This is a genomic window from Mesorhizobium sp. CA13 (assembly GCF_020165235.1).
Taxonomy (GTDB): domain Bacteria; phylum Pseudomonadota; class Alphaproteobacteria; order Rhizobiales; family Rhizobiaceae; genus Mesorhizobium.
The window spans coordinates 327603-353540 of record NZ_JAIUHS010000003.1 but is presented as its reverse complement, the minus strand read 5'-3'; the positions used below and the strand labels follow the sequence as shown (position 1 = coordinate 353540).

General features: G+C 64.9%; 28 protein-coding genes. 18 read left to right on the top strand and 10 right to left on the bottom strand.

Features of this window, described 5'->3' with window-relative positions; all coding sequences use genetic code 11:
* Positions 1-36 precede the first annotated feature (36 nt).
* Both LB566_RS10620 and LB566_RS10615 read left to right on the top strand, forming a co-directional pair.
* Positions 37-1641 (top strand): ABC transporter substrate-binding protein, encoded by a 1605-nt coding sequence (locus LB566_RS10620; protein ID WP_224624381.1) that lies wholly within the window; start codon positions 37-39, stop codon positions 1639-1641.
* 180 nt (positions 1642-1821) lie between these two features.
* Complete coding sequence (locus LB566_RS10615; RefSeq protein ID WP_224624380.1) at positions 1822-2922, top strand: serine hydrolase domain-containing protein; 1101 nt, start codon at positions 1822-1824, stop codon at positions 2920-2922.
* 7 nt (positions 2923-2929) lie between these two features.
* Here the strand turns inward: LB566_RS10615 and LB566_RS10610 are convergent, their stop codons facing one another.
* The gene (locus LB566_RS10610) at positions 2930-3649 is read right to left on the bottom strand and encodes a 3-keto-5-aminohexanoate cleavage protein (RefSeq protein WP_140552219.1); all 720 of its coding nucleotides are present in this window, start codon (positions 3647-3649) and stop codon (positions 2930-2932) included.
* 206 nt (positions 3650-3855) lie between these two features.
* Here LB566_RS10610 and LB566_RS10605 point away from each other — a divergent pair, with 206 nt between their 5' ends.
* Complete coding sequence (locus LB566_RS10605; RefSeq protein ID WP_181172563.1) at positions 3856-4053, top strand: hypothetical protein; 198 nt, start codon at positions 3856-3858, stop codon at positions 4051-4053.
* A 122-nt stretch (positions 4054-4175) separates the two neighbouring features.
* Here the strand turns inward: LB566_RS10605 and LB566_RS10600 are convergent, their stop codons facing one another.
* Complete coding sequence (locus LB566_RS10600; RefSeq protein ID WP_224624379.1) at positions 4176-6272, bottom strand: EAL domain-containing protein; 2097 nt, start codon at positions 6270-6272, stop codon at positions 4176-4178.
* A gap of 208 nt (positions 6273-6480) precedes the next feature.
* Here LB566_RS10600 and LB566_RS10595 point away from each other — a divergent pair, with 208 nt between their 5' ends.
* Positions 6481-6930, top strand: coding sequence for an ester cyclase (locus LB566_RS10595; RefSeq protein ID WP_224624378.1), 450 nt, complete (start codon positions 6481-6483; stop codon positions 6928-6930).
* Positions 6931-7086: 156 nt separating this feature from the next.
* On the opposite strand, the gene LB566_RS10590 is transcribed toward LB566_RS10595, so the two are convergent.
* Positions 7087-7413: a DUF1330 domain-containing protein gene (locus LB566_RS10590; protein WP_140642845.1), complete on the bottom strand. Its 327-nt coding sequence runs from the start codon at positions 7411-7413 to the stop codon at positions 7087-7089.
* Positions 7414-7590: 177 nt separating this feature from the next.
* Between LB566_RS10590 and LB566_RS10585 the strand changes: the two genes are divergently transcribed.
* Positions 7591-8283, top strand: a complete 693-nt coding sequence (locus LB566_RS10585; RefSeq protein WP_140552224.1) for a winged helix-turn-helix transcriptional regulator — start codon at positions 7591-7593, stop codon at positions 8281-8283.
* Positions 8284-8297: 14 nt separating this feature from the next.
* On the opposite strand, the gene LB566_RS10580 is transcribed toward LB566_RS10585, so the two are convergent.
* Complete coding sequence (locus LB566_RS10580) at positions 8298-8696, bottom strand: type II toxin-antitoxin system HigA family antitoxin (protein ID WP_140642841.1); 399 nt, start codon at positions 8694-8696, stop codon at positions 8298-8300.
* On the bottom strand, positions 8696-8992 hold the full coding sequence (locus LB566_RS10575; RefSeq protein ID WP_224624483.1) for a type II toxin-antitoxin system HigB family toxin: 297 nt from the start codon (positions 8990-8992) through the stop codon (positions 8696-8698). Before LB566_RS10575 ends, LB566_RS10580 begins: the two co-directional genes overlap by 1 nt.
* 123 nt (positions 8993-9115) lie before the next feature.
* On the opposite strand from LB566_RS10575, the gene ada reads away from it, so the two are divergent.
* The 4 genes from ada (at position 9116) to LB566_RS10555 (ending at position 12108) form a co-directional block, all read left to right on the top strand.
* Positions 9116-10243, top strand: a complete 1128-nt coding sequence (gene ada / locus LB566_RS10570; RefSeq protein ID WP_224624482.1) for a bifunctional DNA-binding transcriptional regulator/O6-methylguanine-DNA methyltransferase Ada — start codon at positions 9116-9118, stop codon at positions 10241-10243.
* A 12-nt stretch (positions 10244-10255) separates the two neighbouring features.
* Positions 10256-10486 carry a hypothetical protein gene (locus tag LB566_RS10565; RefSeq protein WP_224624377.1) on the top strand — a complete coding sequence of 77 codons (231 nt, stop codon included), beginning with the start codon at positions 10256-10258 and terminating at the stop codon, positions 10484-10486.
* A gap of 327 nt (positions 10487-10813) precedes the next feature.
* On the top strand, positions 10814-11368 hold the full coding sequence (locus LB566_RS10560) for a methylated-DNA--[protein]-cysteine S-methyltransferase (RefSeq protein ID WP_224624376.1): 555 nt from the start codon (positions 10814-10816) through the stop codon (positions 11366-11368).
* Positions 11365-12108 (top strand): 2OG-Fe(II) oxygenase, encoded by a 744-nt coding sequence (locus LB566_RS10555; RefSeq protein ID WP_224624375.1) that lies wholly within the window; start codon positions 11365-11367, stop codon positions 12106-12108. The genes LB566_RS10560 and LB566_RS10555 overlap by 4 nt, the downstream gene beginning before the upstream one ends.
* 8 nt (positions 12109-12116) lie before the next feature.
* Here the strand turns inward: LB566_RS10555 and LB566_RS10550 are convergent, their stop codons facing one another.
* Positions 12117-13019, bottom strand: a complete 903-nt coding sequence (locus LB566_RS10550) for a LysR family transcriptional regulator (RefSeq protein WP_224624374.1) — start codon at positions 13017-13019, stop codon at positions 12117-12119.
* Between the two features lie 118 nt (positions 13020-13137).
* Between LB566_RS10550 and LB566_RS10545 the strand changes: the two genes are divergently transcribed.
* Both LB566_RS10545 and LB566_RS10540 read left to right on the top strand, forming a co-directional pair.
* The gene (locus LB566_RS10545) at positions 13138-14052 is read left to right on the top strand and encodes an alpha/beta fold hydrolase (protein ID WP_224624373.1); all 915 of its coding nucleotides are present in this window, start codon (positions 13138-13140) and stop codon (positions 14050-14052) included.
* A gap of 109 nt (positions 14053-14161) precedes the next feature.
* Positions 14162-14920 (top strand): alpha/beta fold hydrolase, encoded by a 759-nt coding sequence (locus tag LB566_RS10540; RefSeq protein WP_224624372.1) that lies wholly within the window; start codon positions 14162-14164, stop codon positions 14918-14920.
* A 119-nt stretch (positions 14921-15039) separates the two neighbouring features.
* Here the strand turns inward: LB566_RS10540 and LB566_RS10535 are convergent, their stop codons facing one another.
* Positions 15040-15627 carry a dihydrofolate reductase family protein gene (locus LB566_RS10535; RefSeq protein ID WP_224624371.1) on the bottom strand — a complete coding sequence of 196 codons (588 nt, stop codon included), beginning with the start codon at positions 15625-15627 and terminating at the stop codon, positions 15040-15042.
* Positions 15628-15769: 142 nt separating this feature from the next.
* On the opposite strand from LB566_RS10535, the gene LB566_RS10530 reads away from it, so the two are divergent.
* Complete coding sequence (locus LB566_RS10530; protein ID WP_224624370.1) at positions 15770-16186, top strand: winged helix-turn-helix transcriptional regulator; 417 nt, start codon at positions 15770-15772, stop codon at positions 16184-16186.
* A gap of 114 nt (positions 16187-16300) precedes the next feature.
* Here LB566_RS10530 and LB566_RS10525 read toward each other — a convergent pair whose 3' ends face one another.
* Positions 16301-16537 (bottom strand): hypothetical protein, encoded by a 237-nt coding sequence (locus tag LB566_RS10525; RefSeq protein WP_140552234.1) that lies wholly within the window; start codon positions 16535-16537, stop codon positions 16301-16303.
* Between the two features lie 142 nt (positions 16538-16679).
* Between LB566_RS10525 and dinB the strand changes: the two genes are divergently transcribed.
* Entirely contained in the window at positions 16680-17921 is a 1242-nt protein-coding gene (gene dinB / locus LB566_RS10520; RefSeq protein ID WP_224624369.1) for a DNA polymerase IV, read from the top strand.
* A gap of 61 nt (positions 17922-17982) precedes the next feature.
* On the opposite strand, the gene LB566_RS10515 is transcribed toward dinB, so the two are convergent.
* Positions 17983-18516 (bottom strand): sterol desaturase family protein, encoded by a 534-nt coding sequence (locus LB566_RS10515; RefSeq protein ID WP_224624368.1) that lies wholly within the window; start codon positions 18514-18516, stop codon positions 17983-17985.
* 287 nt (positions 18517-18803) lie between these two features.
* Complete coding sequence (locus LB566_RS10510; RefSeq protein ID WP_224624367.1) at positions 18804-19988, bottom strand: Gfo/Idh/MocA family protein; 1185 nt, start codon at positions 19986-19988, stop codon at positions 18804-18806.
* Positions 19989-20319: 331 nt separating this feature from the next.
* Here LB566_RS10510 and LB566_RS10505 point away from each other — a divergent pair, with 331 nt between their 5' ends.
* The 5 genes from LB566_RS10505 (at position 20320) to LB566_RS10485 (ending at position 25706) form a co-directional block, all read left to right on the top strand.
* The gene (locus tag LB566_RS10505; protein ID WP_140552238.1) at positions 20320-21207 is read left to right on the top strand and encodes a MurR/RpiR family transcriptional regulator; all 888 of its coding nucleotides are present in this window, start codon (positions 20320-20322) and stop codon (positions 21205-21207) included.
* A gap of 70 nt (positions 21208-21277) precedes the next feature.
* Complete coding sequence (locus LB566_RS10500) at positions 21278-22060, top strand: SDR family oxidoreductase (RefSeq protein WP_224624366.1); 783 nt, start codon at positions 21278-21280, stop codon at positions 22058-22060.
* Positions 22057-23592 carry a mannitol dehydrogenase family protein gene (locus LB566_RS10495; RefSeq protein WP_224624365.1) on the top strand — a complete coding sequence of 512 codons (1536 nt, stop codon included), beginning with the start codon at positions 22057-22059 and terminating at the stop codon, positions 23590-23592. Before LB566_RS10500 ends, LB566_RS10495 begins: the two co-directional genes overlap by 4 nt.
* Positions 23593-23630: 38 nt before the next feature.
* Positions 23631-24545, top strand: coding sequence for a sugar phosphate isomerase/epimerase family protein (locus LB566_RS10490; RefSeq protein WP_140552241.1), 915 nt, complete (start codon positions 23631-23633; stop codon positions 24543-24545).
* Between the two features lie 111 nt (positions 24546-24656).
* Positions 24657-25706, top strand: coding sequence for an ABC transporter substrate-binding protein (locus LB566_RS10485; protein WP_140552242.1), 1050 nt, complete (start codon positions 24657-24659; stop codon positions 25704-25706).
* Positions 25707-25938 lie beyond the last annotated feature (232 nt).

The window sequence follows — 25938 nt, the reverse complement described above, 5'->3', positions numbered from 1 at the left end:
CCTCAACCAGAAAAAGTGTCATCAGGAGCGTTTGCGATGAAATCCACCGTTCTGCGCACAGTGCTTGGCTCGACCCTTCTGGCCTCGTCCGTCCTTCTCGGCGGGCAGGCTCATGCCAAGACGCTCGTCTATTGCTCGGAGGCCAATCCCGAGACCTTCAACCCGGCGATCGGCATCGCCGACTCCACCATGGATGCCGCCGCCAAGACGATCTTCAACCGGCTGGTCGAGTTCAAGCCGGGCACCACCGAAGTCGGACCGGCGCTGGCCGAGAGCTGGGATGTCTCGCCGGACGGCAAGACCTACACATTCCACCTGCGCCACGGCGTGAAATTCCAGTCGAACGAGCATTTTACGCCGACCCGCGATTTCAACGCGGACGACGTCCTTTACACGTTCAACCGCCAGCGCGACGCCAACAATCCCTATCACAAGCTCGGCGGCGGCGCTTACGAGTACTTCAACGCGCTGGGCATGGGCACGTTGATTGACAAGATTGACAAGGTCGACGATCACACCGTGCGCTTCACGCTGACGGCGGCCAACGTCACCTTCCTGGCCGGGCTGGCGCTCGACTACCTCTCGATCCTGTCGCTGGAGCAGACCGAAAAGATGGTGGCCGCCGGCACGCCGGAGCTGATCGACAGCCAGCCGGTCGGCACCGGCCCGTTCGTGCTCGAGGCCTATGTGCCCGACAGCCAGGTGCGCTACGCCGCCAACAAGGATTACTGGCGCGGCGCGCCGAAAATCGACACGCTGGTCTTCGCCGTCACGCCCGAGCCGACCACCCGAGTCGAGCGCCTCAAGGCCAATGAATGCCAGGTGGCGGCCCCGCCCCCGCCCAGTGCCGTCGCCGAACTGCGCGCCGATCCAGACATTACGGTCCTCGACCTCAAGGGCCAGAATATCGGCATCCTCGGCTTCAACGTCGAACATCAGCCGCTGGGCGAAGTCCGCGTGCGCACCGCGCTCGCCAAGGCCGTCGACCGCAAGGCAATCGTCGATGCCGTCTATGCCGGCGCCGGCACCGTTGCCGGCAGCGTCGTGCCGCCGGCGCAGCTCGGCGCCGTCACCGATGCCGGCATCGACTATGATCCCGATGGCGCGAAGAAACTGTTGAAGGAAGCAGGCCACGAAAGCGGCCTCAAGATCAGCCTGTGGGCGATGCCGGTGTCGCGCCCCTACAACCCCAACGCCAAGCGCATGGCCGAGATGATCCAGGCCGACTGGGCGAAGGTCGGCGTGCAGTCCGAGATCGTCAGCTTCGAATGGGGCGAATATCTCAAGCGCACCGCGGCGGGCGAGCAGGACGCCTTCCTGCTCGGCGGCAGCAGCGACAATGGCGATCCCGACAACATGCTGAGCTATCTCTTGTCCTGCGACGGCGTGAAGGGCGGCTCCAACCGCTCGCGCTGGTGCGACAAGGACTTCGAGAAGCTGCTGGATGAAGGCCGCGTCGCCGCCGACCCGAAAGAGCGCGCCGCGATCTACGGGAAGGCGCAGGCAATCCTGAAGACCGAGGTGCCGGTGGCGCCGATCGCCCATTCGATGGTGGCGATCCCGATCCGCAAGAGCGTGCTCAACTACGTGCTCGACCCCTTCGGCCGGCAGAATTTCGCGGCCGTGGATACAGCGGAGTAGAGCTCGGTGCCTCTTCCTTCCCCCCTTGTGGGGGAAGGTGGATCGGCGCGCAGCGCCGAGACGGATGAGGGGTGTTCCAGCGAAGTGAGACGTTGGTGTTCCCTGGAGCACCCCTCATCCGTCGCCTTCGGCGACACCTTCTCCTACAAGGGGAGAAGGTAAAAAGAAAGCGAGACATCCATGCCGAAAGACCTGACCTCCCTCCTCAACAGCTACCTCGCCGACGGCGCGGTAGGCGCCTCGCTGGCCTATTCGACAGGCGCCTCGCCGATCGCCCTCACCGCGGGCCTCGCCGACCGCAAGCACGGCACACCTGTCTCGTCCGACCAGCTGTTCAAGATCGGCAGCTGCACCAAGACCTTCGTCGCCGCCGCCCTGGTCAAGCTCGCCGAGACCGGCAAGCTCGACCTCGGCGCGCCGATCTCCTCCTGGTTCCCGGATCTGCCGGGTGCGGGGAATATTTCGGTGCGCCAGCTGATCAACCATCGCAGCGGCCTGCCGGAATTCGAATATTACATTCCGATGGATCCGGGCCGGCAATGGACGCCGCAGCAACTGGTCGACATCGCCTTCGCCTCCGACAAGCAGAAGGCATCGGGCGGACCCGCTGTCTACAACAACACCGGCTATGTGCTGGCCGGCATGGTGATCGAGGCCGTCACCGGCCAGTCGCTCGGCGCCTATGTCAGAAGCGCGGTCCTGCAGCCGCTCGCCTTGAAAAACACCTGGTCGCCGGCCACCGAAGCTTTCCCGGAAAAGTCGATGGTGCGTGGCTATTACCACCGGCCGCCGCCGGCGCCGGGCGCGCCGACCGACATCGCTTCCGGCGGCGAGATGTGGCGCATGGACGGCGTGCTGCCCTATTCCGACGAATTGCAGGATTCGTCTGATTCCTTCCCGTTCGGCGCCGCCTATGGCTGCGGCGACATGGTGTCGACGCCATCCGACATGGTGAGCTTCATGCGCGGCCTGTTCTCCGGCAAGCTCTTGTCGCCGCCTTTCTTCGCCGAAATGTTCGAACACCGCGTGCCTGCGAGCTTCCCGGGCACGCGCATGCGCGAGACCGGCGCCGGCATGTTCCAGAGCGCCTATGCCGACCGCGCCTTCTACGGCCACCAAGGCAGCATTCCGGGCTACGTCGCGGTCATGCTGCATGACCCGGAGTCCGGCCTCACCATCGCCATGACCAGCAATGTCGGCTCCGGCAACCGCCTGTCCTTCCAGGCCAGCGGCCTGCATCCGGTGGTGGATCAGGCGATCCGGATCATTCTGGGAGACTAACTCTCTTTTAAAGACCAGCCTGAAGCACCGATACCGCCGCCGCGACGATCTCCGCATTGTCCTGCGCCACCTTTCCATCGGGAAGCGTCCTGCCGTCTTCCAGTCCGACCCGCGTCGACCAGCGCCTTCGACGCGCCAGTTCCGCGAACGGCCAGACCGTGGCGTCGGCGCCGTGCAGCAGGATCGGCCGCCGTACCCCGGCGCGGTCCAGCGCGGTGGCGATGCCGTGCGCCTCGGCGAGTGCGGCGGGCAATTCCTGTATGTCGATCTCGATCAGGATGCGCAGCACCCGGCCGTGATCGGCAAGACTGACGAACCGCTGGGCATCTTCCGTTGTGGCAAGGCCGGCCTCGATGCCGACGCCGCGCTGGCGCAAAAGCTCCATCACGGCGGGCGCGTCGGCCTCCGAAAGATTGACCGATGCATAATCGGGCAGTTCGCGCCAGCCGGCGATCGCCGCGCGGGTGCGCTCGATGTCATTCTCGATCCAAGCGCCTGTCGACACGCCGATCAGCGTGCCGGGACAGGCCTGGCGCACCGCCAGCACGGTCGCGTCAACGGCGGCCAGGCTCTCGCGCCCGTCCGCGCCGCGCGGGTGGATGTGGAGCTCGGCCGCGCCCGCGGCGACGCAGGCGGCCGCATCGCTCGCCATCGCCTGCGCCGTCAGCGGCAATTTCGGATGAAAATCGCGCGGTCGTGCGCCATTGATACAGGCCTGGACGATCATGGGATCTCATCCTTGGACAAGGGAGGTAGCACTCTAGCTGCGTGGCAAGGCATGGCAAAGGGTTGGGCGTTGTCTCTCCTGACAGCGCCGGCCTCGCCCGTCTTGCCGGAATCCCCCGGCATTTGAATAAAATCCGCCTGTGGATATTTACCCTGCGTTCCGCCAGACCGGCCAAGATATATTAGGGCGAGGTAATGGAGGGATCATTGACCAGCGATTTTTCAGCCGCCCGGGTGCATCTCGAGCGCGCCTATCACTATTTGCGCGGCGATGACGAGACAAGCCGCTCGGCATGCGAAGCCCTCGACCTGCTGATCGAAGCGGTCGCGGAGGCGCAGCACAGGCGATCGGAGGCAGAGGTGTTGGAGTTTCCGCGATCGATACGGTTCGCCGATCGCCAGTGATCGTTCCGCCGAGCCCGGCCGACCGCCCGGAGCCGTTCCAGGGGCCGTGCTCAACAGCTCTTCGGGATTGCTTAATGGAGTGTTGGAGTGGCTCGGCGATTCTGGCGGGCGGCTTGCCCGCTTCAGGCGCGCCGCCTGTCGGGCGTTCCGGCCGTCGCGCGCGAAACGATCGCCTCCAGCGGCTCGGGACGATGCAGAAAGAAGCCCTGACCGTAGGCGACGCCCATATCCCTAAGCATGGCCAGCGTATCGTGCCGTTCGATCTTCTCGCCCACGACGGCGAAGTCGAGGCTCCTGGCAATGCTGGTCATCGCCAGCACGATCTCGCGGTCGAACCGGCTGTCGGTGATATGTTCGATGAATGAGCCGTCGATCTTGATCGCATCGACGGGAAAGCGCCTGAGATACTCGAACAAACTCATGCCGGCGCCGAAATCGTCGAGGCTGACCCGGCAGCGCCGCTCGCGCGCCTTGCGCACGAACGCCTCGGCGGCGTCGAAATTGGTGACGGCCGCTGTTTCGGTGATCTCGAAGCCGATGCCGGAATGCGGCGCACCGGTTTCCTCGATGGTCTTGTCGACGAAATCCCACAGCCCCGGATCGCTCAATGTCTGAGCCGAGAGGTTGAAGCCGAGCGTCAGCGCCCCGGCACGCAGCGCCGGCCCGTGCCGCACCAGCGCCGTGCGGATGATCCAGCGGTCGAGTTTCGAGGCGATGCCGAAACGCTCGGCCACCGGGATGAATTCGCCCGGCGGCACCAGCCGCCCGTTGCGCGCGGCGAGCCTTGCCAGCACTTCGACGTGCCGGCACTCTTGCCATGGCTTTCCCAGGAGATGGATTTCCTGGCCGAACAGTTTCAGCCGCCCGTCGTCCATGGCATCGACGGTGTCGGCAGCGATGCGCGCCGCATTGAGGCCGGCGGCCCCCGATCGCGCCGCGGCCGAAAACACCGCGAAGCGGTTGCGCCCCGCCGCCTTGGCCGCGTAGCAGGCGTCGTCGGCGCAAGCCAGCGCATCGGCCACGGTGGTCGTGGCGTCATCGATGAAGGCGATGCCGATCGAGGCCGCCAGTCGGCGCGATGACGCGGCCGGACCGAGATCGGCCTCGCGCACCGCCCCAAGCACGGCGCCGGCGATCCGCTCGGCCTGCATCGCGTCGCAATGCGGCACCAGCAACGCGAACTCGTCACCGCCCAGGCGCGCCGCATGCGCCGACGACGGCAGGCAGCCGCGTATGCCCCCCGCGACGCTCTTCAGCGCCAGATCGCCGGCGGCATGCCCGGCGAAGTCATTGAGCGCCTTGAAGTAATCGAGATCGACATAGAACACCGCCAGCGGCGCCCCCGTCGCAATATGCTCGCCAAGCAGCCTGTCGAAGGCGGCGCGGTTCCACAGGCCGGTCAGCGCGTCGTGGCGGGCGGCATAGGCCAGTTCCTGTTCGCGCAGCTTGTCCTCGGTGATGTCGCGCACCGTGCCGAGGATCTGGCCGGCGGCACCGGCGGCGGCCACGAAACGCACCAGCGATTCGACATGACGGATATCGCCGTCGCGCCTGATGATGCGATATTGCGCGGCAATGACGCCGTCGGTTTCCAGCGGCGCCCTGTGGGCGCGTTCGGCCGCTTGCTTGTCGTCGGGGTGCAGGTAACTGTGCCATAGGTCGGCGGTCACCTCGTCGGTAACGGCTACAAGGCCGAAAATTTCCCTGGTGCGGAAATCCCAATAGCTTTTGTTGCTGGCGATGTCGTAGTGCCAGATGCCAGTGCCGCTGGCCGCGAGCGCCAGGCGGAAGCGGATGTTGACCTGTTCCAGCGCGGCCTCTGCCGCCTTCTGTTTCGAAATATCGGTCTGCACGCCCATCAGCCGGATCGGTTGGCCGTCGCCGTCGCGTTCGACGATGCCGCCGCGGTCGAGCACCCAGACCCAGTGGCCTTGCTTGTGCCGGAGCCTGAGCTCGGTCTCGATGGTATCGGTCAGGCCGGCGATGTGACGGTCGCCGCTGGCCAGCGCCTGCTCGCGATCGTCGGGATGGGTAAGCCGCAGCCAGAGGTCGCTGCTGTTGGCGAGCTCGTCCTCGTCATAGCCCAGCATCCGCGCCCAGGTGGCGGAATAGAAACACTCGCCTGTCCGAAGGTCCCAGTCCCAGACGCCAAGTTGGGCGCGCTCCAGGGCCTTCTCCCAGAACGTTCCATTACGGCTTTTCTTGTCTTGACCCGCCATCTTCCGTTTCGTCCAACCCCGCCGGGGGTAATCTGCGGCAAAACCAGAGAAGAAAGCGTTACCGCGCCGGTGGCGCCGCCCGCTTGCGGTCCCGACTTTCGATTGGCGGGCAAGAAGCGGAGTTTGCCCGCCCGCCGATCCCCCTAGTGGTTGCGCGGGGTCGCCGCCCGCCCTGGTGATCTCGTGCGAACAAGAAGAGGACTTTCCAATGACCAAACAGGAAGACAACAAGGCCGTCGTCGTCAGATGGTTCACCGATTTCTGGGGTGAAACCTGCGATCTTTCGGTTGTCGACGCCATCGCCGCGCCCGACATGCTGCTCAAATACTCGCTGCATGAACCGCGCCGCGGCCGCGACGACATCAAGGCCTTCATGACCGATTTCCGCGCCGCCTTCCCGGACCTCAACTTCTGGGCCACCGCCGACCTCATCGCCGAGGGCGACTATGTCGTCGGCCAGTGGGAAGGCGGCGGCACGCATACCGGTCCGGCCTTCAGCGATTTCCTAGTCGGTTCGCTGCCCGCCGCCACCGGCCGTACCATGCGCTTCACCGGCACCACGGTGCTGAAGGTGATCGACGGCAGGATCGTCGAGGAGATCGGGCTCGACGACGGCGTCGCGGCGTTGACCCAGCTCGGCCTGATCAAGGCCGCATAGGGCAGCCACGCGGAACGATCGCTCGGCCAGGCGGCCATCGCCACTTGGCCTCGTTGACCACTGGCGGGGCGCCGCCGCGTGTTCGCACGACACTTTCGGGTTCATGTCGGCGAAGGTGCCGGTCGGGTTGCCCTTCCAGGCCCATGGAGGGAAGGCTCATCCCTTCGGCAGATACGGGATCGTCCCCGCCAGGTCGGTGTTGTCGATCATCTGGAAGCGGCTGTCGCTGCCATCCTGACGGGCCGAGACGAAGGGCGCGTAGGCCGGATCGTTAGCGAAAGCGCGCGCCGCCGCTTCCGACGGGAATGCCATCAGCGCGATCAGCGTGGTGTCGAGCGGCTTGCCTTCAAGGGTCTTCACATTGCCGCTGCGCGACAGATACCTGCCGCCATGCTTGTGAACGAGGTCGTGCACCGATGCGGCATAGGCCGGCATCCACTGCGGGTTCTTCACCTTGATGTCTGCGATGACATATGTGGTCATGGTCGTCTCCCTGTTACGGCGCACAGGGGAAATCCCCGCGGCCGGTCAAAGGGCTCGCACGGCAGGGCCGGCGCCGGCCAGTCCGCGATCTGTACCGGGCCGGTACAGTTTCCGTACTGGCCGCTTCCTTCATGAAAGCCTAATGTTCAACCCAGCGTCGAGGGAGGACGTCGGATCATGGCCCAGCACGGATACAAGCAGTTCTGCCCGCTATCGATGGCCGCCGAGGTGCTGTGCACCCGCTGGACGATGGTGCTGATGCGCGAATTGGTGGCGGGTTCGACCCGCTTCAACGACCTGCGCCGCGGCGTCCCCAAAATGTCGCCCAGCCTTCTGTCGCAACGGCTGAAGGAGCTTGAGCTCGCCGGGATCGTCGAGCGCAAGGAAGTGCCGGGCGAGAAGGGCATCTCCGAATACCGGCTGACGGAGGCCGGCCGAGATTTGCGCCCCGTCGTCGAAGCGATGGGCTTTTGGGGACAAAAATGGGTCGAGTCCCGGCTGTCCCTCAAGAACCTCGATCCGTCGCTGCTGATGTGGGACATGCGGCGCAACCTGAACCCCTCGCCGCTACCCGAGGGGCGCACCGTGATACAGTTCCTGTACCAAGACCTGCCGGCGTCCAAACGGTCGTGGTGGCTGATCGTCGAAAAGCATGGCGAGGTCGATCTGTGCTGGTACGATCCGGGCTTCGACGTCGACCTCTATGTCTCGACCGACCTGCACACGATGACGGCGATCTGGATGGGATTGATCACGGTCGAGAAGGCAGGTGCAAAGGTCGCCTTGACCGGAGATCAGCACATCGCGAGGAAGATGCAAACATGGCTAGGGCTGAGCCCGTTCGCGGTCGAGCCCAAGCGGGCGGCGTAGGAGTCTGGAGCCCGTTAGGCGCGCTTTCGACCCCCATCATTTGCAAGATGATAGGGTTTCACGAGGATTTCGGCGGGAATGTTCCATTCCTTGTTCAGTTTGAAGACCATGTCCAGGGTCAAGGCCCGCTTCCTGTTCAGCACCTCCGTTGCCCGCGGTGATGATCCGATCACCTCGGCCAGAGCCTTTCGCGACAAGTTGAACAACTCCATGTGGGACTGAATTGCTTCAACGGGATCGGGTGCTTCAATGGGATAGTGCTTGTCCTCATAGGCCTCGATCAGGGTCGCGAGAACATCAAATCGGTCGCCATCGGGAGAGCCGATTTCCGGCTCGTTCTCGAAATATTGGGTGATTTCGGCAATCGCCCAATCGTAATCGGCTTCGGTCTTAAGGGGTCGAATGTTTTCCATCACACCTTCTCCGGATCAATCTTGTCATATTCTTTGTGTGTCCCGACGAATTTGATCAGAACCCGGTGAAACTTGTAGGCGACATGGACAACCAGGCGGTACTTGTTGCCTCCGATGTCGAAAATGACGCGATTGTCGCCGACGAAATCGACCGTCGCTCCAAACACATCCTTGATGTCGGCCGGGGCCTTCCAATCAGCATTGCTCACCGCCACATACCAAGCCGTCAAAGGAGTTTCGGCTTGATTGTGTTTGGCCCAAAAGTCCTTCAGCGCCTTCCTGGCGATGATCTGCATGGCCAAATATAGCAATTTCCCGAAATGGGAACAAGGGGAATTTCCCAAATTGGGAAATCAAGATCCCTGTCAGTTGGCAGGAAACGGGTGGCGACGCGGGTCGTCTGCGGCTTCAATGCCGGCATGTTCATCACCCTTGCCAAGGATCTCAAACCCGCGCCGCTGCCGGTGGCCGACGATCCGCGCTGGGCGCTGATCGTGGCGCGCGACAAATCGGCCGATGGCAGCTTCTGGTATTCGGTGGCGACGACCGGCGTCTATTGCCGGCCCTCCTGCCCGTCGCGGCGCGCCAATCCGAAGAACGTGCAGTTGCACGACACGCTGGACGACGCCAGGGCGACCGGCTTCCGCCCTTGCCGGCGCTGCAATCCCGACGGACCATCGCTCGAGGCCGGCAACGCAGCGATGGTGGCCGAGGCCTGCCGCCGGATCGAACGGAGCGAGGAAGAACCGTCGCTCGGTGAACTGGCCGCCGCCGCCGGCCGTAGCGCGGGCTATTTCCACCGCACCTTCAAGGCCGTCACCGGCCTGACGCCGAAGGATTACGCGGCCGCCCGGCGCGCCGAAAGGGTGCGCCGGGGCCTGGAAGACGGCGCCAGCGTGACAATGGCGATCTACGATGCCGGCTTCAATTCGAGCGGGCGCTTCTATGAGAAGTCGACCGGCATGCTCGGCATGACGCCGTCGCGCTATCGCGCCGGCGGCGCCAGCGAGGAGATCCGCTTCGCCGTCGGCCAATGCTCGCTCGGCGCCATCCTTGTCGCGTCGAGCAGGAAGGGCGTCGCCGCGATCCTGCTCGGCGACGAACCGGACGCGCTGGTGCGCGACCTGCAGGACCGTTTCCCCAAGGCGTGCCTGATCGGTGCCGACCGCGACTATGAGGCGCTCGTCGCCCGCGTCGTCGGCTTCGTCGAGGCTCCAAGGGTCGGTCTCGACCTGCCGCTCGACCTGCGCGGCACCGCGTTCCGGCAGCGCGTCTGGCAGGCCTTGCGCGACATCCCGGCCGGCCACACCGTCTCCTATGCCGAGATCGCAGCGCGCATCGGCGCGCCGAAGGCGACTCGCGCCGTTGCCGGCGCCTGCGCCGCCAACGCGCTCGCGGTCGCCATTCCCTGCCACCGCGTGATCCGCAAGGACGGCGCCCTGTCGGGCTACGCCTGGGGCGCCGAGCGCAAGCGCGCGCTGCTCGGCCGCGAGGCCGGCGGGTTGGCGGAGCCAGCCGGCAATGCCTGCAGGTCTTCGCGGGCCTGATGGGGACCGGCGATGCGCGCGACGGCAAGGTCTTCCATCACCGGTGCGAACAGCCAGATATCAGGCAGTGTTGCCGTCAGACGCGCCGAAGATGCCAAGTCGCTGGTGATGGCTGCCATTCGCGAATTGGTCGATGCCGGCCAGGCCGAATGGAACCGCACGGCATCCGGTGAGTTCGAACTGCGGCTGTTGACCGGCGAGGTGTTCCTGCTGGGCGAGATGTCCGTCACGCGTGTCGCCTGAGCGTGCTGGCCAGAGTGCGAGTGTCAAGATCAGCGCTCTACGGCGCCCCCCTCTGCCCTGCCGGGCATCTCCCCCACTTTGGGGGGAGATTGGCAGCTTCGGCGACTTGCTCATTCCTGCCACGTTGGAGATTTGGCGAAGGCAGTGATGACAGCCAATCTCCCCCCTCGTGGGGGAGATGTCCGGCAGGACAGAGGGGGGCGCCGTAGGGCGCTTACCTTGGCATGGTTCATCCGCCGACGACAGGATTTGAATTTGAAAGCAAGCATCGGAGTGAGGAACGGAAGGCACGCGGCTAGGGTTCAGGCACACAGAAGGAGTGAAGCAATGAACCTCACGCAAACCCATACGCCGGCCATAGCTTCCGGCGCCGCCGCCCTCGACACCATCACCTACGCCATCGCCCAATCCACGATCGGCAAAATCCTCGCCGCGCGCGGTTCCCTCGGCGTCTGCGCCATCCTGATCGGCTCCGACGCCGAGGCGCTGGCGCAGGACCTCGCCAGCCGCTTCCCCGGCAGGATGCTGGTCGAGGACGAGACCGCCTTGCAAGACGATCTCGCGGCGATAACGCGTTTCATCGAAACGCCCGCCGCCGGTCTCGAGTTGCCGCTCGACATCAGCCACGGCACACCGTTCCAGCAGCGGGTCTGGGCGATGCTGCGCGCGATTCCGTGCGGTGCCACGATCACTTATACCGCCCTAGCCCAACGCCTCGGCCAATCGAACGGCGCCCGCGCCGTGGCGACGGCCTGCGCCGCCAACGCGATCGCACTCGGCATTCCCTGTCACCGCGTCGTCCGCGCCGACGGCACGCCCTCCGGCTACCGCTGGGGCACTGAGCGCAAGCGCGCCCTGCTCGACAGGGAGATCGCGATATGAACGCCCATGCCAAGGTTGCGGCATCGGCGGTGAAGGCCGCCGAGGAACGCGTTGCCGCTTACGAATGGGCGGCCCTAGCCGCCGAACTCGACGGCTTCGGCTGTGCGGTGATGGAAAAGCTGCTCACGCCGCAGGAGTGCCGGCAGATCGCCGGGCTCTATTCGGACGAACAGCATTTCCGCAGTCATGTCCACATGGCCAGGCACGGTTTCGGCAAGGGCGAATACCGTTATTTCCGCTACCCCTTGCCGGACCTGATCGGCGGCTTGCGTACCGCGCTCTATCCCAGGCTCGCCGAGGTCGCCAACCGGTGGAACGAGCGCATGGGCCTGGCCGCGCACTATCCCGGCGCCCACGCCGCCTTTCTCGAACAGTGCCACGCAGCCGGCCAGGTCAGGCCGACGCCGCTTCTGCTGCAATATGTGCCCGGCGACTTCAACTGCCTGCACCAGGACCTCTATGGCGATCTCGCCTTTCCGCTGCAGGTGGCGATTCTGCTTTCAGAACCCGGCGAGGATTTCACCGGCGGCGAGTTCGCCCTGACCGAACAGCGACCGCGCATGCAGAGCCGGGTGGAAGTGGTGCCCTTGCGCCAAGGGGATGCCGTCGCCTTCGCCGTCCACAACCGGCCGGTGCAGGGCACCAAGGGCAATTACCGCGTCAATCTGCGACACGGCGTCAGCCGCCTGCGCTCGGGCATGCGGCACACGGTAGGCGTTATTTTTCATGATGCGAAGTGAGCGGTGGCTCACGCCTCCCAATAGGGCGGGTCGCCAAAGACATCGCGCAGCCATGCGGTAAGCGCGCGCAATTTGGCAGACCCGCGCCGGTCCTCGGGACAGGCGAGGTAGATCGTGGCTCCTTCAGGCTCGGCACCGACATCGACGACAGCCAGTCGCTTGTCGGCGAGCTCCGTCTGGATGAAGTATGCCGGGAGCAGTGCCAAGCCGAGGCCGGCAAGGGCAGCATCGCGCATCAAAATCCCATTGTTGACCCGCAGTCCGGTTTCCGGTCGGACCGTCACCAGCCGCCGTTTGATTTTGAACCGCCAGTCGGCAGCGCCCCGGATAGAGTAGATGATGCCTTTGTGGCGTTTCAGGTCCTCGATGCTCCTCGGCCACCCGAACCGCTCGAGATAGTCGGGCGAGGCCACCAGGAAGCGGCGGCTGGAGGCCAGCTTCCTGACGATGACGGGCCCATCCTCGACCACGGGCCCGTGACGCAAGACGGCATCGTAGCCGTCGGCCACCAAGCTGACGAAACGATCGTCGAGGTCGAGCGTCAGCTCGATCCGTGGATGTTTGGCGAGGAAATCGAACAGTGCCGCGCCGAGGTGGAGGATGCCGAAACTCGTCGGCGCGGCGATTCTGAGCTGTCCGGTGAGATCACCTCTGCGCTCCCCGATTTCCGCACTGGCGTCGGCTACCTCTCGCATGATGCGCTTGGCGCGTTCGTAGAAACTCCGTCCTGTCTCGGTGATGGACAATTTGCGGGTTGTGCGGTCGAGCAGCTTCGTACCCAGGCTGCGTTCGAGTTCCGAAAGCCGCTCGCTGATGACAGATTTCGACAGCGACATGCGCCGGGCCGCTTCGCTGATCGAACCGGATTCCGCGACGGCGACGAAAGCGGCGGCGGATTCTAGCTTCAGCATTGTTCGGCTTTCCCGAATTCACCATTAGGCGACCGCCGCCTAACGAAATCAAACAGATAGTGCCATAACTGCATTGGCTGCGATACGCGCGGCAGAGCGAAATCTCGGGGAGAATACCATGTTCCGTCCTTTGATCATCATCCTCGGCCTGCTTGCGATGAGCTTTCCAGCCATGGCGCGGGTAATGCCGTTTCCTGCCGCCTTCAAGGCGCGCACCATCGAGACCAACGGCACCAGCCTGAATGTCCGCGTCGGCGGCACAGGCCCGGCAGTGCTGCTGCTGCACGGCTTCGGCGACACCGGCGACATGTGGGCGCCGGTCGCGGCAAGATTGATGAAGGACCATACGGTGATCGTGCCGGACCTGCGCGGCATGGGACTGTCCGCACATCCAGACACCGGCTACGCCAAGAAGAACCAGGCGGTCGATATCGCCGGCGTGATGGATGCGCTGAAAACCGACCAGGTCGATCTGGTGACGCACGACATCGGCAACATGGTCGGCTACGCGTTGGCCGCGCAATATCCGAAGCGTGTCACCAGATGGGTTGTCATCGACGCGCCCCTGCCGGGCATCGGCGACTGGGACAAGATCAAGCAAACCCCGCTTTTGTGGCACTTCAACTTCCGTGGCCCCGACATGGAGCGGCTGGTGAAGGGCCGCGAGCGCATCTATCTCGATCGCTTCTACAACGAGCTTTCCGCCGATCCCCGAAAGATCGACGAGGCGACGCGCGCCCACTACGCCAAGCTTTATGCCAGGCCGCATGCCATGCATGACGCTTTCGAACAGTTCAAGGCATTCGATCAGGACGCCGCCGACAACCAGGCGATGCTTTCCGCCGGCGGCAAACTGCCCATGCCGGTTCTGGCCGTCGGCGCCGAAAAATCGGCGGGCACCACGCAGGCAGACATTCTGCGGTTCGTCGCCGCCGATGTGACCGGAGCCATCGTGCCCGCCTCGGGCCATTGGATCATGGAAGAAAACCCGGATGCCACGGTCAAGCTCATCGCCGACTTCCTCGCCAGGTAGCAGCCGCTTCCGGAGATTACCCGGGGCTTTGCCGTAATCGATCTTGTGAAACGAAGCCGTACGGCTTGCTCCTCGCAAGGGCGCTGTCGGCGCAAATGGGAGACTTTCTATGTCGGTATCGGATTTCCTGGTTCTGGGAGCCACGGCTGTAATGGCTGCGGCGGTACCTGCATCGACCGCCAATGCCCCGAAGAAAACGGTCGTGCTGGTCCATGGCGCCTTCGCCGACGGCTCGAGCTGGAGCAAGGTCATTCCATTGCTGGAAGCCAAGGGGCTCAATGTGGTGGCGGTGCAAAACCCGTTGAGCTCGCTTGCCGCCGACGTCGACGCGACCAGACGTGTTATCGATGCCCAGCCGGGACCGGTCATCCTGGTTGGCCATTCCTGGGGTGGTGTCGTCATCAGCCAGGCGGGCGTGAACGACAAGGTCAAGGCGCTGGTCTACGTCGCCGCCTTCGCGCCGCCGAAGGGCGTCTCCATCAACGATCTTGGCAAGGGCCAGCCGGCGCCATGGGCCGGTTCGCTGCAAGCCGACAGCGCCGGTTATCTCCGGCTGACCCCCGAGGGCGTCGCCCGACACTTCGCGCAAGACCTCCCGGCGGTCGAAATCAGCTTGATAGCCGCCACCCAGGGACCGGCTTTCTCGGGGATCTTCGATGAAAGGCTTGAGGCCGCCGCCTACGAAACCAAGCCGAGCTGGTACATAGTCGCCAAGAACGACGGCATGATCCCACCGGCAGCCGAGGCCGCCATGGCCAAGGCGATCGGCGCCGAGGTGACCGAGCTATCGACCAGCCACGTCCCGATGCTCTCCAGGCCGCGAGAAGTCGCCGATGTCATCCTGGCGGCGGCGGACGCGTTGAAATAGCCAAGAACCGTCCCATCGCATGCTCTTTCGTCGCACCGCGACTGTCGCACTCGAAGACGAACAGACGCGGCCAAGGGATTCCGCCGAAACGGTTTTGGCGCAGGGCTTACGCCACCCTGTCACCCCGCTGGCGCGTATCGGCTCACCACCATGCCGCAGGCATAGGATTTCGAGCCGAGCAGCCGCAATGTCCGGAACCCGCCTTGGTCGAAGATGCGGCGTCCGGCGCCAAGCACCGCCGGGTTGATGAACAGCTGGAACTCGTCGACCAGCCCGGCCGCGATCAGCGCCGAGGCGAAGCCGGCGCCGCCGAATACCGCGATGTCGCCGCCCTCACCCGCCTTGAGCGCGCCGACCTCCCGTGGCAGGTCGCCGCTGACCACTGTCGTGCGCTCCCATCGCGAGGCCTTGAGCCTGTCGCTCGGCACCACCTTCTTCGCCTCGACGATGCGCTGGGCAAAAGCATAGAACGGGTCCCTGGGAAATTTCTTGGCCGCATTGCCCCAATGGGTGAGGTAGCCTTCCTCGGCCATCTTGCGGCTCAAGAGGATGGTATCGATGCCGGCGAAGACGGCGTTGAAATCCCGTTTCAGCTCCTCGTCCCAGGCGCTGTCGTCGCCCCATTCCCAGAGCTGCCAGCGATGATCCGCGTCGGCGCCGACAAAACCGTCGACCGACATCTGCATCTGCAGGATCAGCTTTTTCATCATGGTTCTCCCCGGTCAAAGGGCCGAGCGGCTCGTTTTACCCGCTCGGCCGGCACGGCTGCCGATGGTTTACATTTGGAACTATTGACCTGAGATGAAAACGCTGTCAATAGTAAAGCGATTTAAAAATGGAACCATGCACATGTCGACGCGGGACCGGTCCGGCTGCCCCATCAACCTGTCGCTCGAACTGCTCGGCGACCGCTGGACGCTGCTCATCATCCGAGATCTGGTCTTCGCCGGAAAAAAGCACTTTCGCGAATTCCTGCAATCCGACGAGGGCATATCCTCGCGCACGCTGGCCGAGCGCCTCCAGACATTGCAGGACGAAGGCATCCTCACCCGCAGCGGTGATCCCACGCATGGGTTGAAGGCGATCTATCGCCTGACCGAGGCCGGCATCGACCTTGTGCCCGTGCTGGCCACGCTCGGCGCCTGGAGCAGCAAGCACCGCAAGGCCGACGATCATCTGGCAAGGATCGCCGATAAGCTCGCTGCCGGCGGGGAGCCGGCGCTGGAGCGCCTGAAGCAGGCGCTGCGAGCGGAGCATCTCGGTTAATGGATGCCGCCCAAGGCTACCTCGGGACAACGACACGCATAGGCAACGCGCGTTGAAAAGCGTGTGACGGCCCTGTGTTCGGAATAGCGCAAAAACAAGCACGCCGGCGACGAGCTATGGCGTGCGCAATATGTCGGCGCCCGCCTGCTCATCGAACAGCACGGCACAGCCGCATTGCAGCGCGACTTCACTCAACGCATTCGCAACCGTTTCGTCGGCCGAGACGAAATCGCCGGTCAGCACCCGCAATTCCTCCACGGCCCTGGCCATCGACACCAGCCGCCCGGCGGCGCGGTCGGTGGAGCAGGCGTTGACGACGCAAACCAGATCGATCATTTCAAAGTTGCCCATGCCAGCCTCCGCATGCAGCTCCCTTCGGCCCGTCAACGCGATTGTGAGCGACAATGTTCCGGCAGATCGCGACCTCGCTTGACAGCGAGCAATGTTTGTTCTCTTTATGTTCCATATTCTACAACGTGGCGAGGAACCGGGGATGGAGCCCACCATCCTGCATGCCGATCTCGATGCTTTCTATGCCTCGGTCGAGCAGCTTCTCGACCCGTCGCTGCGCGGCAAGCCGATCGCGGTCGGCGGCGGCGTCGTGCTCGCCGCCTCCTACGAGGCCCGCGCTTTCGGCGTGCGCGGCGGCATGCCGGGCCGCAAGGCGCGCGAGCTCTGCCCGCGGCTGATCTTCGTCGGCGGAAATTTCCGTGACTACCAGCGGCTCGGCGACGCCGCGATGAAGGTGCTCGACGATTTCACGCCGCTGGTCGAGCGCATCTCCATCGACGAGGCCTTCGCCGATGTCGCCGGTTGCACGCATCTGTTCGGACAGCCGCGGGAGATCGCCTCGACCATTCGCCGCCGCGTGCGGAGCGAACTCGGCCTGCCGATCTCGATCGGCGTGGCGCGCACCAAGCACCTGGCCAAGATCGCCTCGCAAGTTGCCAAGCCGGATGGGCTGGTGGTGGTCGAGCCCGGCACCGAGATCGCCTTCCTGCACGACCTGCCGGTCTCGCTGATGTGGGGCGTCGGCCCGGCGACCAGGGCACGGCTGGCCGAGATCGGCGTCGAGACCATCGGCGAACTGGCCAGGACGCATAGCGGCGCGCTGGCGCGGCTGCTCGGCCCCGCCGCCGGCGAAAAGCTCGCCGCCTTGTCGTGGAACCGCGACCCGCGCAGATTGGAAACACATCGCCGCGCCCATTCGGCCGGTGCCCAGTCGGCGCTTGGCCGCAAGCCGGCGCTGGAATGCATCTACATCCCCGTCCTGCTGCATCTGGCCGATCGCGTCGCCAGCCGGCTGCGCGCCAAGGCGCGCCCCGGCCGCACGGTGACGGTGCGCGTGCGCTTCGCCGACCTCAGCGCGGTCACCCGCTCGATAACGCTCGACCAGCCGATCTCGGCGACGGTGATGCTGGCCGAGATCGCGACAGACCTGGTGCGGGGCGTGCTTGCCGATCATCCGCATGACAGGACGATTTCGCTGCTGGCGATCTCCGTCTCGCATCTGGAGGAAAGTGCCGAATTGCAGCTCGAACTGCCGCTCGGCCTCGCCGACGAAAAGCGCCGCCCCGGCACCAGGAAGGGCCTCGCCCGCTTTGGCGCCGACCGCGCCATCGACAAGATCCGCGAACGCTTCGGCAAACAGGCCGTCGGCTACGGCACCGTGGCGCTGGAGGCGGCCCGCTCCGTGCCCGACGAGTTCAGGGAATTGGCGCAGAAAGAATTGTGAGCGGGAATGGCCGCCTCATCCGTCCGACCTGCGCTCCCCGAATGGCGCGCACCTTTGGGCTTCAGAGGCGCATCGTGCCGAAAACCCGATCCCAGAACAGCGACGTCACGCCGTAATTGACGTTTTCGTCGACATGATGATGCAGCGCGTGGCGGCGCTTCAGCGTGTAGAGATAGCTCGGATGCCTGGGATGCCAGTGATGGATTATGTGGTGGATGCTGATGTACCAAAGGTAGCCCAGCATCAGCCCGCAGCTCGCCGCGCTGGCGACCGCGAAATCCGAGACCATCCATACGGGAAAGAACGCGACAAGCGCATGCACGCCGAGGCTGAGCCAGGTGGGCGTGCCCACCGGACTGCGCTCCTCGACATGATGGCGGTCGTGCAGATCCCTGATCCAGGGAATGTGGTGAAGGACGAACCGGTGCATGACGTATTCGATCAGCGTCCACAAGCAGAGACAAGCGATGACCGTGGCCAGCCAGCCCGGCGCACTCTCTTCTCCGGCCTCGAGCAGTCCGGCGACGGCGAGTACGACGATCGCCAGCGGATACACCACGAAGTCGCTATAGTATCCAACGAGACCGAGTTCCATCGGGACCAAGCCTTCAACGCCGAAGAAGCGATCAGATTGCCGAACGCGCGCGCGAGAAGCAACGCGGATGTACCTGACATAGCGTCGCAATCACCTCGCGCAAGGTCCGCGGCAACGATTTGGAAACAGTCAACCGGCTGCTGCCCTCGAAACCAGCCTCGCAACGAACTGAAAAATGGCGGAACTCAGCATGGTCCCGAATGGACAGCCAACTCTTGATCGCCGTCAACAGCGCGGCACCGTCGACGTGGCCGCGATGGCGTGCTTCGCATTCGACGGCACACCCCTCACCCGAAGCTTGCCGCCGTCCACGCCCCATCAGCCGCGTTCGACTCCACCGCCGCGGCGACGAACTTCACGCCGCGCGCGCCGTCGACCACATCGGGCACCTGCGCCGCCCGGGCCGCATCTACGGCAGCGCCCGAACGATGCGCGCGGATGATGTCGACGGCGTCGCGGTAGAAATTGGCAAAGGCCTCGATATAGCCTTCGGGATGCGCCGCCGGCATGCGTGACACGCGCCGGCTTTCCTGCGTCGAGCCATGGCCGCCGCGCACGAGCGTGCGGGTTTCCTCGCCATATCTGGAGAAACGCAGTTCCTCAGGCCGCGTGCCCGACCATTCGAGCCCGGCCTTGTCGCCATAGATGCGCACGGAGAGATCATTATAGTGGCCGGGCGACGTCTGGCTGGCCAGGATCGTGCCGCGTGCGCCGCCCGCCCAGCGCACCAGCACATGCGCGTTGTCGTCGAGCCGCCGTCCCGGCACGGCGGTGAACAGGTCGGCTGACACCGTCTCGGCCTCGTGGCCGCTGATGAAACTCGCCAGATTGAAGGCATGCACGCCGATATCGGCCAGCACCGCCGATTGTCCGGCACGCGCCGGGTCGGTACGCCATTCCGCCTGCTTCTGGCCGTCGGCATCGATCGGCCTGGTCAGCCAGTCCTGGATATAGGCGCCGTGCACGGAGACGATGCGGCCGAGCTCACCCGCCGCCACCATCTCGCGCGCCTGGCGCACCATGGCGTAGCCGGTGTTGTTGAGGGTGACGACGAAGCGGCGATTTTTCTCCCGCGCCAGCGCGACCAGCGCTTGCGCCTCGCCCAGCGTCGTCGACAGCGGCTTGTCGCAGATCACATCGATGCCGGCTTCGAGAAAGGCTGTCGCGACCGGCGCATGCAGGTGGTTGGGCGTGACGATGACGACCGCCTCGATGCCGTCCGGGCGCGCAGCCTCCGCCTTTGCCATCATGCGGTAATCGGCATAGCTGCGCTCGGGCGCGATGCCGATCTCGGCGGCCGAGGCGGCGGCGTTCCCGGGGTCGGACGATAGCGCCCCGGCCACCAGCGCGATCTGGTCGTCAAGCCGCATGGCGAGGCGATGCACCGCGCCGATGAAGGCGCCCTGCCCGCCTCCCACCATGCCGACGCGCAAACGCTTGCCCGCCGATCCGTCGGATGTCGCATAGACCATGCTGATGATTCCTCCCGATAGTTTGTTTGCCCAGCACCCACTGTCGAGTTCTGTGGCGCCCCCCTCTGTCCTGCCGGACAACTCCCCCTCAAGGGGGGAGATCGGATGTCACGCCGGCTTTCGCCAATTGCCGGCGTTGCATGAAAGGCGTCGCGGTCGACGCTTCCAATCTCCCCACCTGTGGGGGAGATGTCCGGCAGGACAGAGGGGGGCGCCGTAGAGCGCTATGGTTGAACAGATCGAACTTCTTCGCTGCAGAACGGCTATCACCTTCGAACAGGATTTCCAATTTTCATATTGTAAAACGATCGTATCGCGCTAGCCTGAAATCATGAGCGGGGCGCGCAAAACATCCGGACGGTCCAGTGCCGACGAGGCGGCGACCCGCAAGCGCGGGCGCTCGCTGGCGGCGCTCGGCCATATCAAGCCGCAGACTTATGAGGAACTGCGCGCGGTGCTGTCGTCGGGCACGGTCCATTTCCCCAAGCGGCTGCGCCAGGTCGCGATCTTCCTGTGGCAGCATCCGAGCGATGTCGCGCTCGGCACCATCGCACAGGTCGCCGCGCAGGCAGGGGTGCAGCCTTCGACCCTGGTGCGCTTCGCCCAGATCTTCGGCTATGCCGGCTTTTCCGATTTCCAGGGCCTGTTCAAGGACCATGTCAAGGCGTCCTGGCCGGAGGGACGTGGCGAGCAGCGGACCGAGCCCAACGCCGACCTGCATTTCCTGCGCGGCATTGTTGGCGCCTCGCAGGCCTCGCTCGGCCGCATCGAGGCCGGCTTCGATACGGAGAGCTTCGAGAAAATGGTGGCGCTGCTTTCGGCCGCCGAGCTGATCTATGTCATCGGCTCCAAGCGTGCCTTTCCCGTCACCAGCTATCTCTCGCTGACCTTGTCGCAGCAAGGCGTGCGCAATGTGCTGGTCGACAATGTCGGCTCCACCGCGCTCGACCAGGTCGGCTGCATCGGCGGACGCGATGCGGTGCTGGCGGTCTCCTTCAGCCCCTACAATTCGATCACGCCCGACCTCGTCGCGGTCGCCCATGAGAGGCGCGCGCGGATCGTCACCATCACCGACAGCACTTTTTCTCCGCTGGTCAAGTTCTCGGACACCTGGCTGGAAGTGGTGGAACAGGACTTCGCAGGCTTCCGCTCGCTGGCGGCGTCGCTCGCCGTCGGCATGGCTTTGGTCCATGGCGTCGTGGCCCAACGGGCAGAATGATCGCGCGGTTGACTAACAAGAACTGACATTCCATATTTCCAGAAATAGAAACTTTGTTCCGGGAGGAGGAATGGAGCTTCAGCTCGACGGCAAGATGGTGCTGGTCACCGGCGCGACGCAAGGCATCGGCCGGGCGGTCGCCCAATCGCTGGTGCGTGCCGGCGCCGGCGGCCTGCTGATCACCGGCCGCGACAGGACGCGCGGCGACGCCGTCGCTGCGGACCTTTCCCAAACCGGCACGCCGGCACACTTCGTCGCCGCCGAGCTTTCCGACCCGGCAGCCCCTGCCCTCCTGGCGCAAGCCTGCATCGACCGCTTCGGCCGTATTGACGGCCTCGTCAATGCCGCCGGCCTGACCGACCGGGCCTCCTTCCTCGATGCGACCCCCGAGGACTGGGCCTCGCTGTTCGCCGTCAATGCCCGCGCCCCGTTCTTCCTCATGCAGGCGGCGATTGCCGACATGCGGAAGCGGGGCCAGGCCGGCGCGATCGTCAACATCCTGTCGATCAATGCCCATTGCGGCTCGCCCGAGCTCGCCGTCTATTCCGCCACCAAGGGCGCGCTGGCGACGCTGACCAGGAACGCCGCCAACGCCCACCGCTTCGACCGCATCCGCGTCAACGGCATCAATGTCGGCTGGACCGATACGCCCGCCGAGCGCGTCATGCAGGCCGAGACGCTCGGCCACGGCGCGGGCTGGCTCGATGCCGCCAACGCCGCGCAGCCTTTCGGCCGGCTATTCTCGGCGGAGGACGTGGCCAGGCTCGCCGTCTTCCTTCTCTCCGACGCCGCGGGACCGATGACCGGCGCGCTGATCGACCAGGAACAGTGGGTGATCGGAGCCAACCGGTGAGCACGGCCGCACCCGAGACGCTCGGTCCGGCCTTGCTCGGCCGCCTGCCGGCGACGGTGCAAAGGCCCGGCTATGACCGTGCCTTGCTCAAGGCCGGCATGGCGCACCTCGGCGTCGGTGCCTTCCACCGCTGCCACCAGGCCGAATACACCGACGACCTCCTGGCGCGGACCTTCGGCCGCTGGGGCGTGGTTGGCATCAACATCCGTCCGCCGGCGCTCGCCGATACGCTCGGCCCTCAGGACGGGCTCTACACCAGGCTCATCCGCCAGGATTCCCATGTCGAGGCCCGCGTCATCGGCAGCATCGTGCGCGTTGTCGACAGCCAGGCGACCGCTATGCCCGCGCTCGAAGTGCTCTCCTCCCCGGACATCGAATTCGTGACGCTGACCGTGACCGAAAAGGGCTACTGCCATGTCCCGGCCAGCGGCGCGCTCGACCTCGACCATCCCGACATCGTCCACGATCTCGCAAACGCGCTGACGCCGCGCAGCGTGCCCGGCATTCTGGCGCGGGCGCTGGAGCAACGCATGGCCACGCACGGCCGGCCGCTGACGCTGCTCTCCTGCGACAACATCCCGGCCAACGGCACAATCCTGGAAAATGTCGTGCGGACTTTTGCCGAACGGCGCGGCAACGGCCTTGCCGGCTGGATCGCGGCCAATGCCGCCTTCCCCAGCGCCATGGTCGACCGCATCGTGCCGGCGAGCACGCAGGCCGATCTCGACGGCGTCGAGCAGCTTTTCGGCTACCGCGATGGAGCCGTCGTCGCAGGCGAGCCGTTCCGGCAATGGGTGATCGAGCAGAAATTCGCCGGCCGCACGCCGCGCTGGGACCTGGTGGGGGCAACCTTCGTCGACGACGTCACGCCGTTCGAGCATCTCAAGATGCGTGTGCTGAACGGCGCCCAGACGACGCTCAGCTATCTCGGCGTGCTGGCCGGCCTCGAACACACTTCCGATGCGATGGCGGACCCGCTGCTGTCAGCCTTCGTGCGCCGCATGCTCGTCGAGGAGACTCTGCCAACGTTGAAGCCGGTGCCCGGCATGGACCCATCAGCCTATGTCGAGCAGAGCCTTGGCCGCCTGAAGAATACCGCGATCCGCCACCGCAACCACCAGATCGCCACCGACGGCTCGCAAAAGATCGTTCAACGCCTGCTCAACCCGATCCGCGATCGGCTGGGCGAGGCAAAAAGCATTGCGCTGCTGTCGGTGTCCGTCGCCGGCTGGATGGCCTATCTGATCCAGGCCTCATCCCGGTTCGGCCGGCGCTGGCCGGTGTCGGATCCCTATGCCGGCAAGATCGCCGGCATAGCGGAGGCAAGCGGACGCGATGTCCCGGCGCTGGCCGCGGGCATCCTGGCGATCGACGCCATCTTCGATCCCGCTCTCGCCGCCAATGACATGTTCCGCAAGGCCGTCACATCGGCGCTCGACGGGCTGTTATCGGACGATCCGATGGCAACCGTCAGGCGTGCATGCGCGCAACCGGCAGATGAGCGGTTGAAGCAGCCGGCACGATCTGCATAGTAGGAATCGGTCGTGAATTCACGATCAGGGGAGGCATTATGAGGCTTGGACTGCTCACCGCACCGTTCGCGGAGACGCCGCTCGACGCGGTCGCCGACTGGGCAAGCTCGGCCGGCTTCGAGGCGCTGGAAATCGCCTGCTGGCCGAAAGCCTCGGGCGCCAGCCGCCGCTATGCCGGTACAAGCCATATCGACGCCGCCGCGACCTCGCCGGCGCAGGCCAGGGACATCGCGGCAAACCTAACCGGCAAGGGGCTGACCATTTCCGGTCTCGGCTACTATCCCAACCCGCTGCATCCCGATGCCGCCCACCGCAAGACGGTGATCGACCACCTGAAGCAGGTGATCGTGCTGGCCGCGAATATGGGCGTGCCCCTGGTCAACACCTTCTGCGGCGGCGATGCCTCGAAGACCGTCGACGTCAACTGGCAGCACGCGCTCGAGGTCTGGCCCGATATCGTCGCCCATGCGCGCGACCACGGCGTCAAGCTCGCCTTCGAGAACTGCCCGATGATCTTCAGCCATGACGAATGGCCGGGCGGCCACAACATCGCCTATTCGCCGCTGGTCTGGCGCCGCATTCTCGAAACCTGGGGCGGCGATGTCGGGATGAATTTCGATCCTTCGCACCTGGTCTGGCAGATGATCGACCAGGCCCGCTTCATCAGGGAATTCGGCCCCTACATGCTGCATGTCCACGCCAAGGACCTGATGATTGATCATGATGGTTTGTACGAGCGCGGAATCCTTTCGTCCGGCATAGGCTGGCAGGTGCCGCGCATGCCGGGGCTGGGCGATGTCGGCTGGAACGGCTTCTTCTCGGGCCTTTACCGCGCCGGCTATGACGGCCCGATCATCATCGAGCACGAGGACCGGTGGTTCGAGGGCAGCGACGATAAGGTCAAGCGTGGTTTCCTGCTCGCGCGGGACGTGTTGCGACCTTTCGTGAAATGACGGCGGAAAACTGAAACGGAAACTTGAATTTACGCCGCCTGAATCTCTTTCTGAGCGGCGCGGTGTAACGACTTGGAATTGAAATTAAAATCAAAGTGGAGGAAATCTGAAATGAAGAAATACCTGACCATGGCGCCGCTGCCCATTGTTCCACTCCTTGCCGGCGCTGCCTTGCTGGCCTCGATGGGCGTCTCGTCCGCCGAGGGCAAATACACGATCGGCATCTCCAATACCGTGCAGGGCAATGGCTGGCGCGAGGAGATGGTCTGCGCCATGAAGGCGCAGGCGCTGGCCTCCGGCGAAGTGACCAAGCTCAACATCGCCCACCGCAACACCGACGCCGCCGGGCAGCTCGAGGATATCCGCAACCTGATCAGCGCCAAGGTCGACGCCATCGTCGTCAATCCGGCTGATCCCGCCGGCATCAAGGCGGGGCTGGAGGAAGCCACCAAGGCCGGCATCGTTGTCGTCGCCGTCGACCAGGCGGTCACCGAACCGTCGGCCTACATCATCTCCAACAACCAGGAACAATATGCCTATCTCGGCGCCAAATGGCTGTTCCAGCAGATGGGCGGCAAGGGTGAGGTGTTTTACATGCGCGGCGCCGCCGGCGCCTCGGCCGACAGCGACCGCGACAAGGGCTTCAAGAAGGCGCTGGCCGAATTCCCCGACGTGAAGGTCGCGCAGGAAGTGTTCACCGGCTGGCAGCAGGACCAGGCCAAGCAGCAGATGCTGTCCTTCCTCGCCACCGGCACGCCCTTCAACGGCGTGTGGACCTCGGGCATCGACAACGTCATCGTCGACGCGCTGGTGGAATCGCAGGCGCCGATGGTGCCGGTCGTCGGCGCCGACAATGCCGGTTTCGTCGGCCAGCTGAATTCGGTCAAGGACCTGGTCGGGGCAGCCGTGACCAATCCCGGCTCGATCGGCGGCGCCGGCGTGACGCTCGCGCTCCAGATCCTCGACGGCAAGAAGCCGGCGCAGCAGACCGTTCTGGTCGAGCCGCAGCTCTGGGAAAACGCCACCGAGGAAGGCAAGGCCAAGCTGAAAGCCGCCGCCGATCCGTCGCTCAGCCCGGAATGGCCGGTCTCGATCTCGATCCCGGACTGGACGACCTATACCAAGGACCAGATCGTGGCTTGTAAGGGCCCGGGCGAGTAAAACAGGATTGACGAGCCGGGGTGTGCTTCTTCCTTCCCCCCTTGTGGGGGAAGGTGGATCGGCGCCCTGGCGCCGAGACGGATGAGGGGTGTTCCAGCGGAGTGAAACGTTAGTGCTCCCTGGAGCACCCCTCATCCGACCTCGCTTCGCGAGGCCACCTTCTCCCACAAGGGGAGAAGGGAAGGCCGGCATCGGAACTGCCAATCTCCCCTTGTGGGGGAGATGTCCGGCA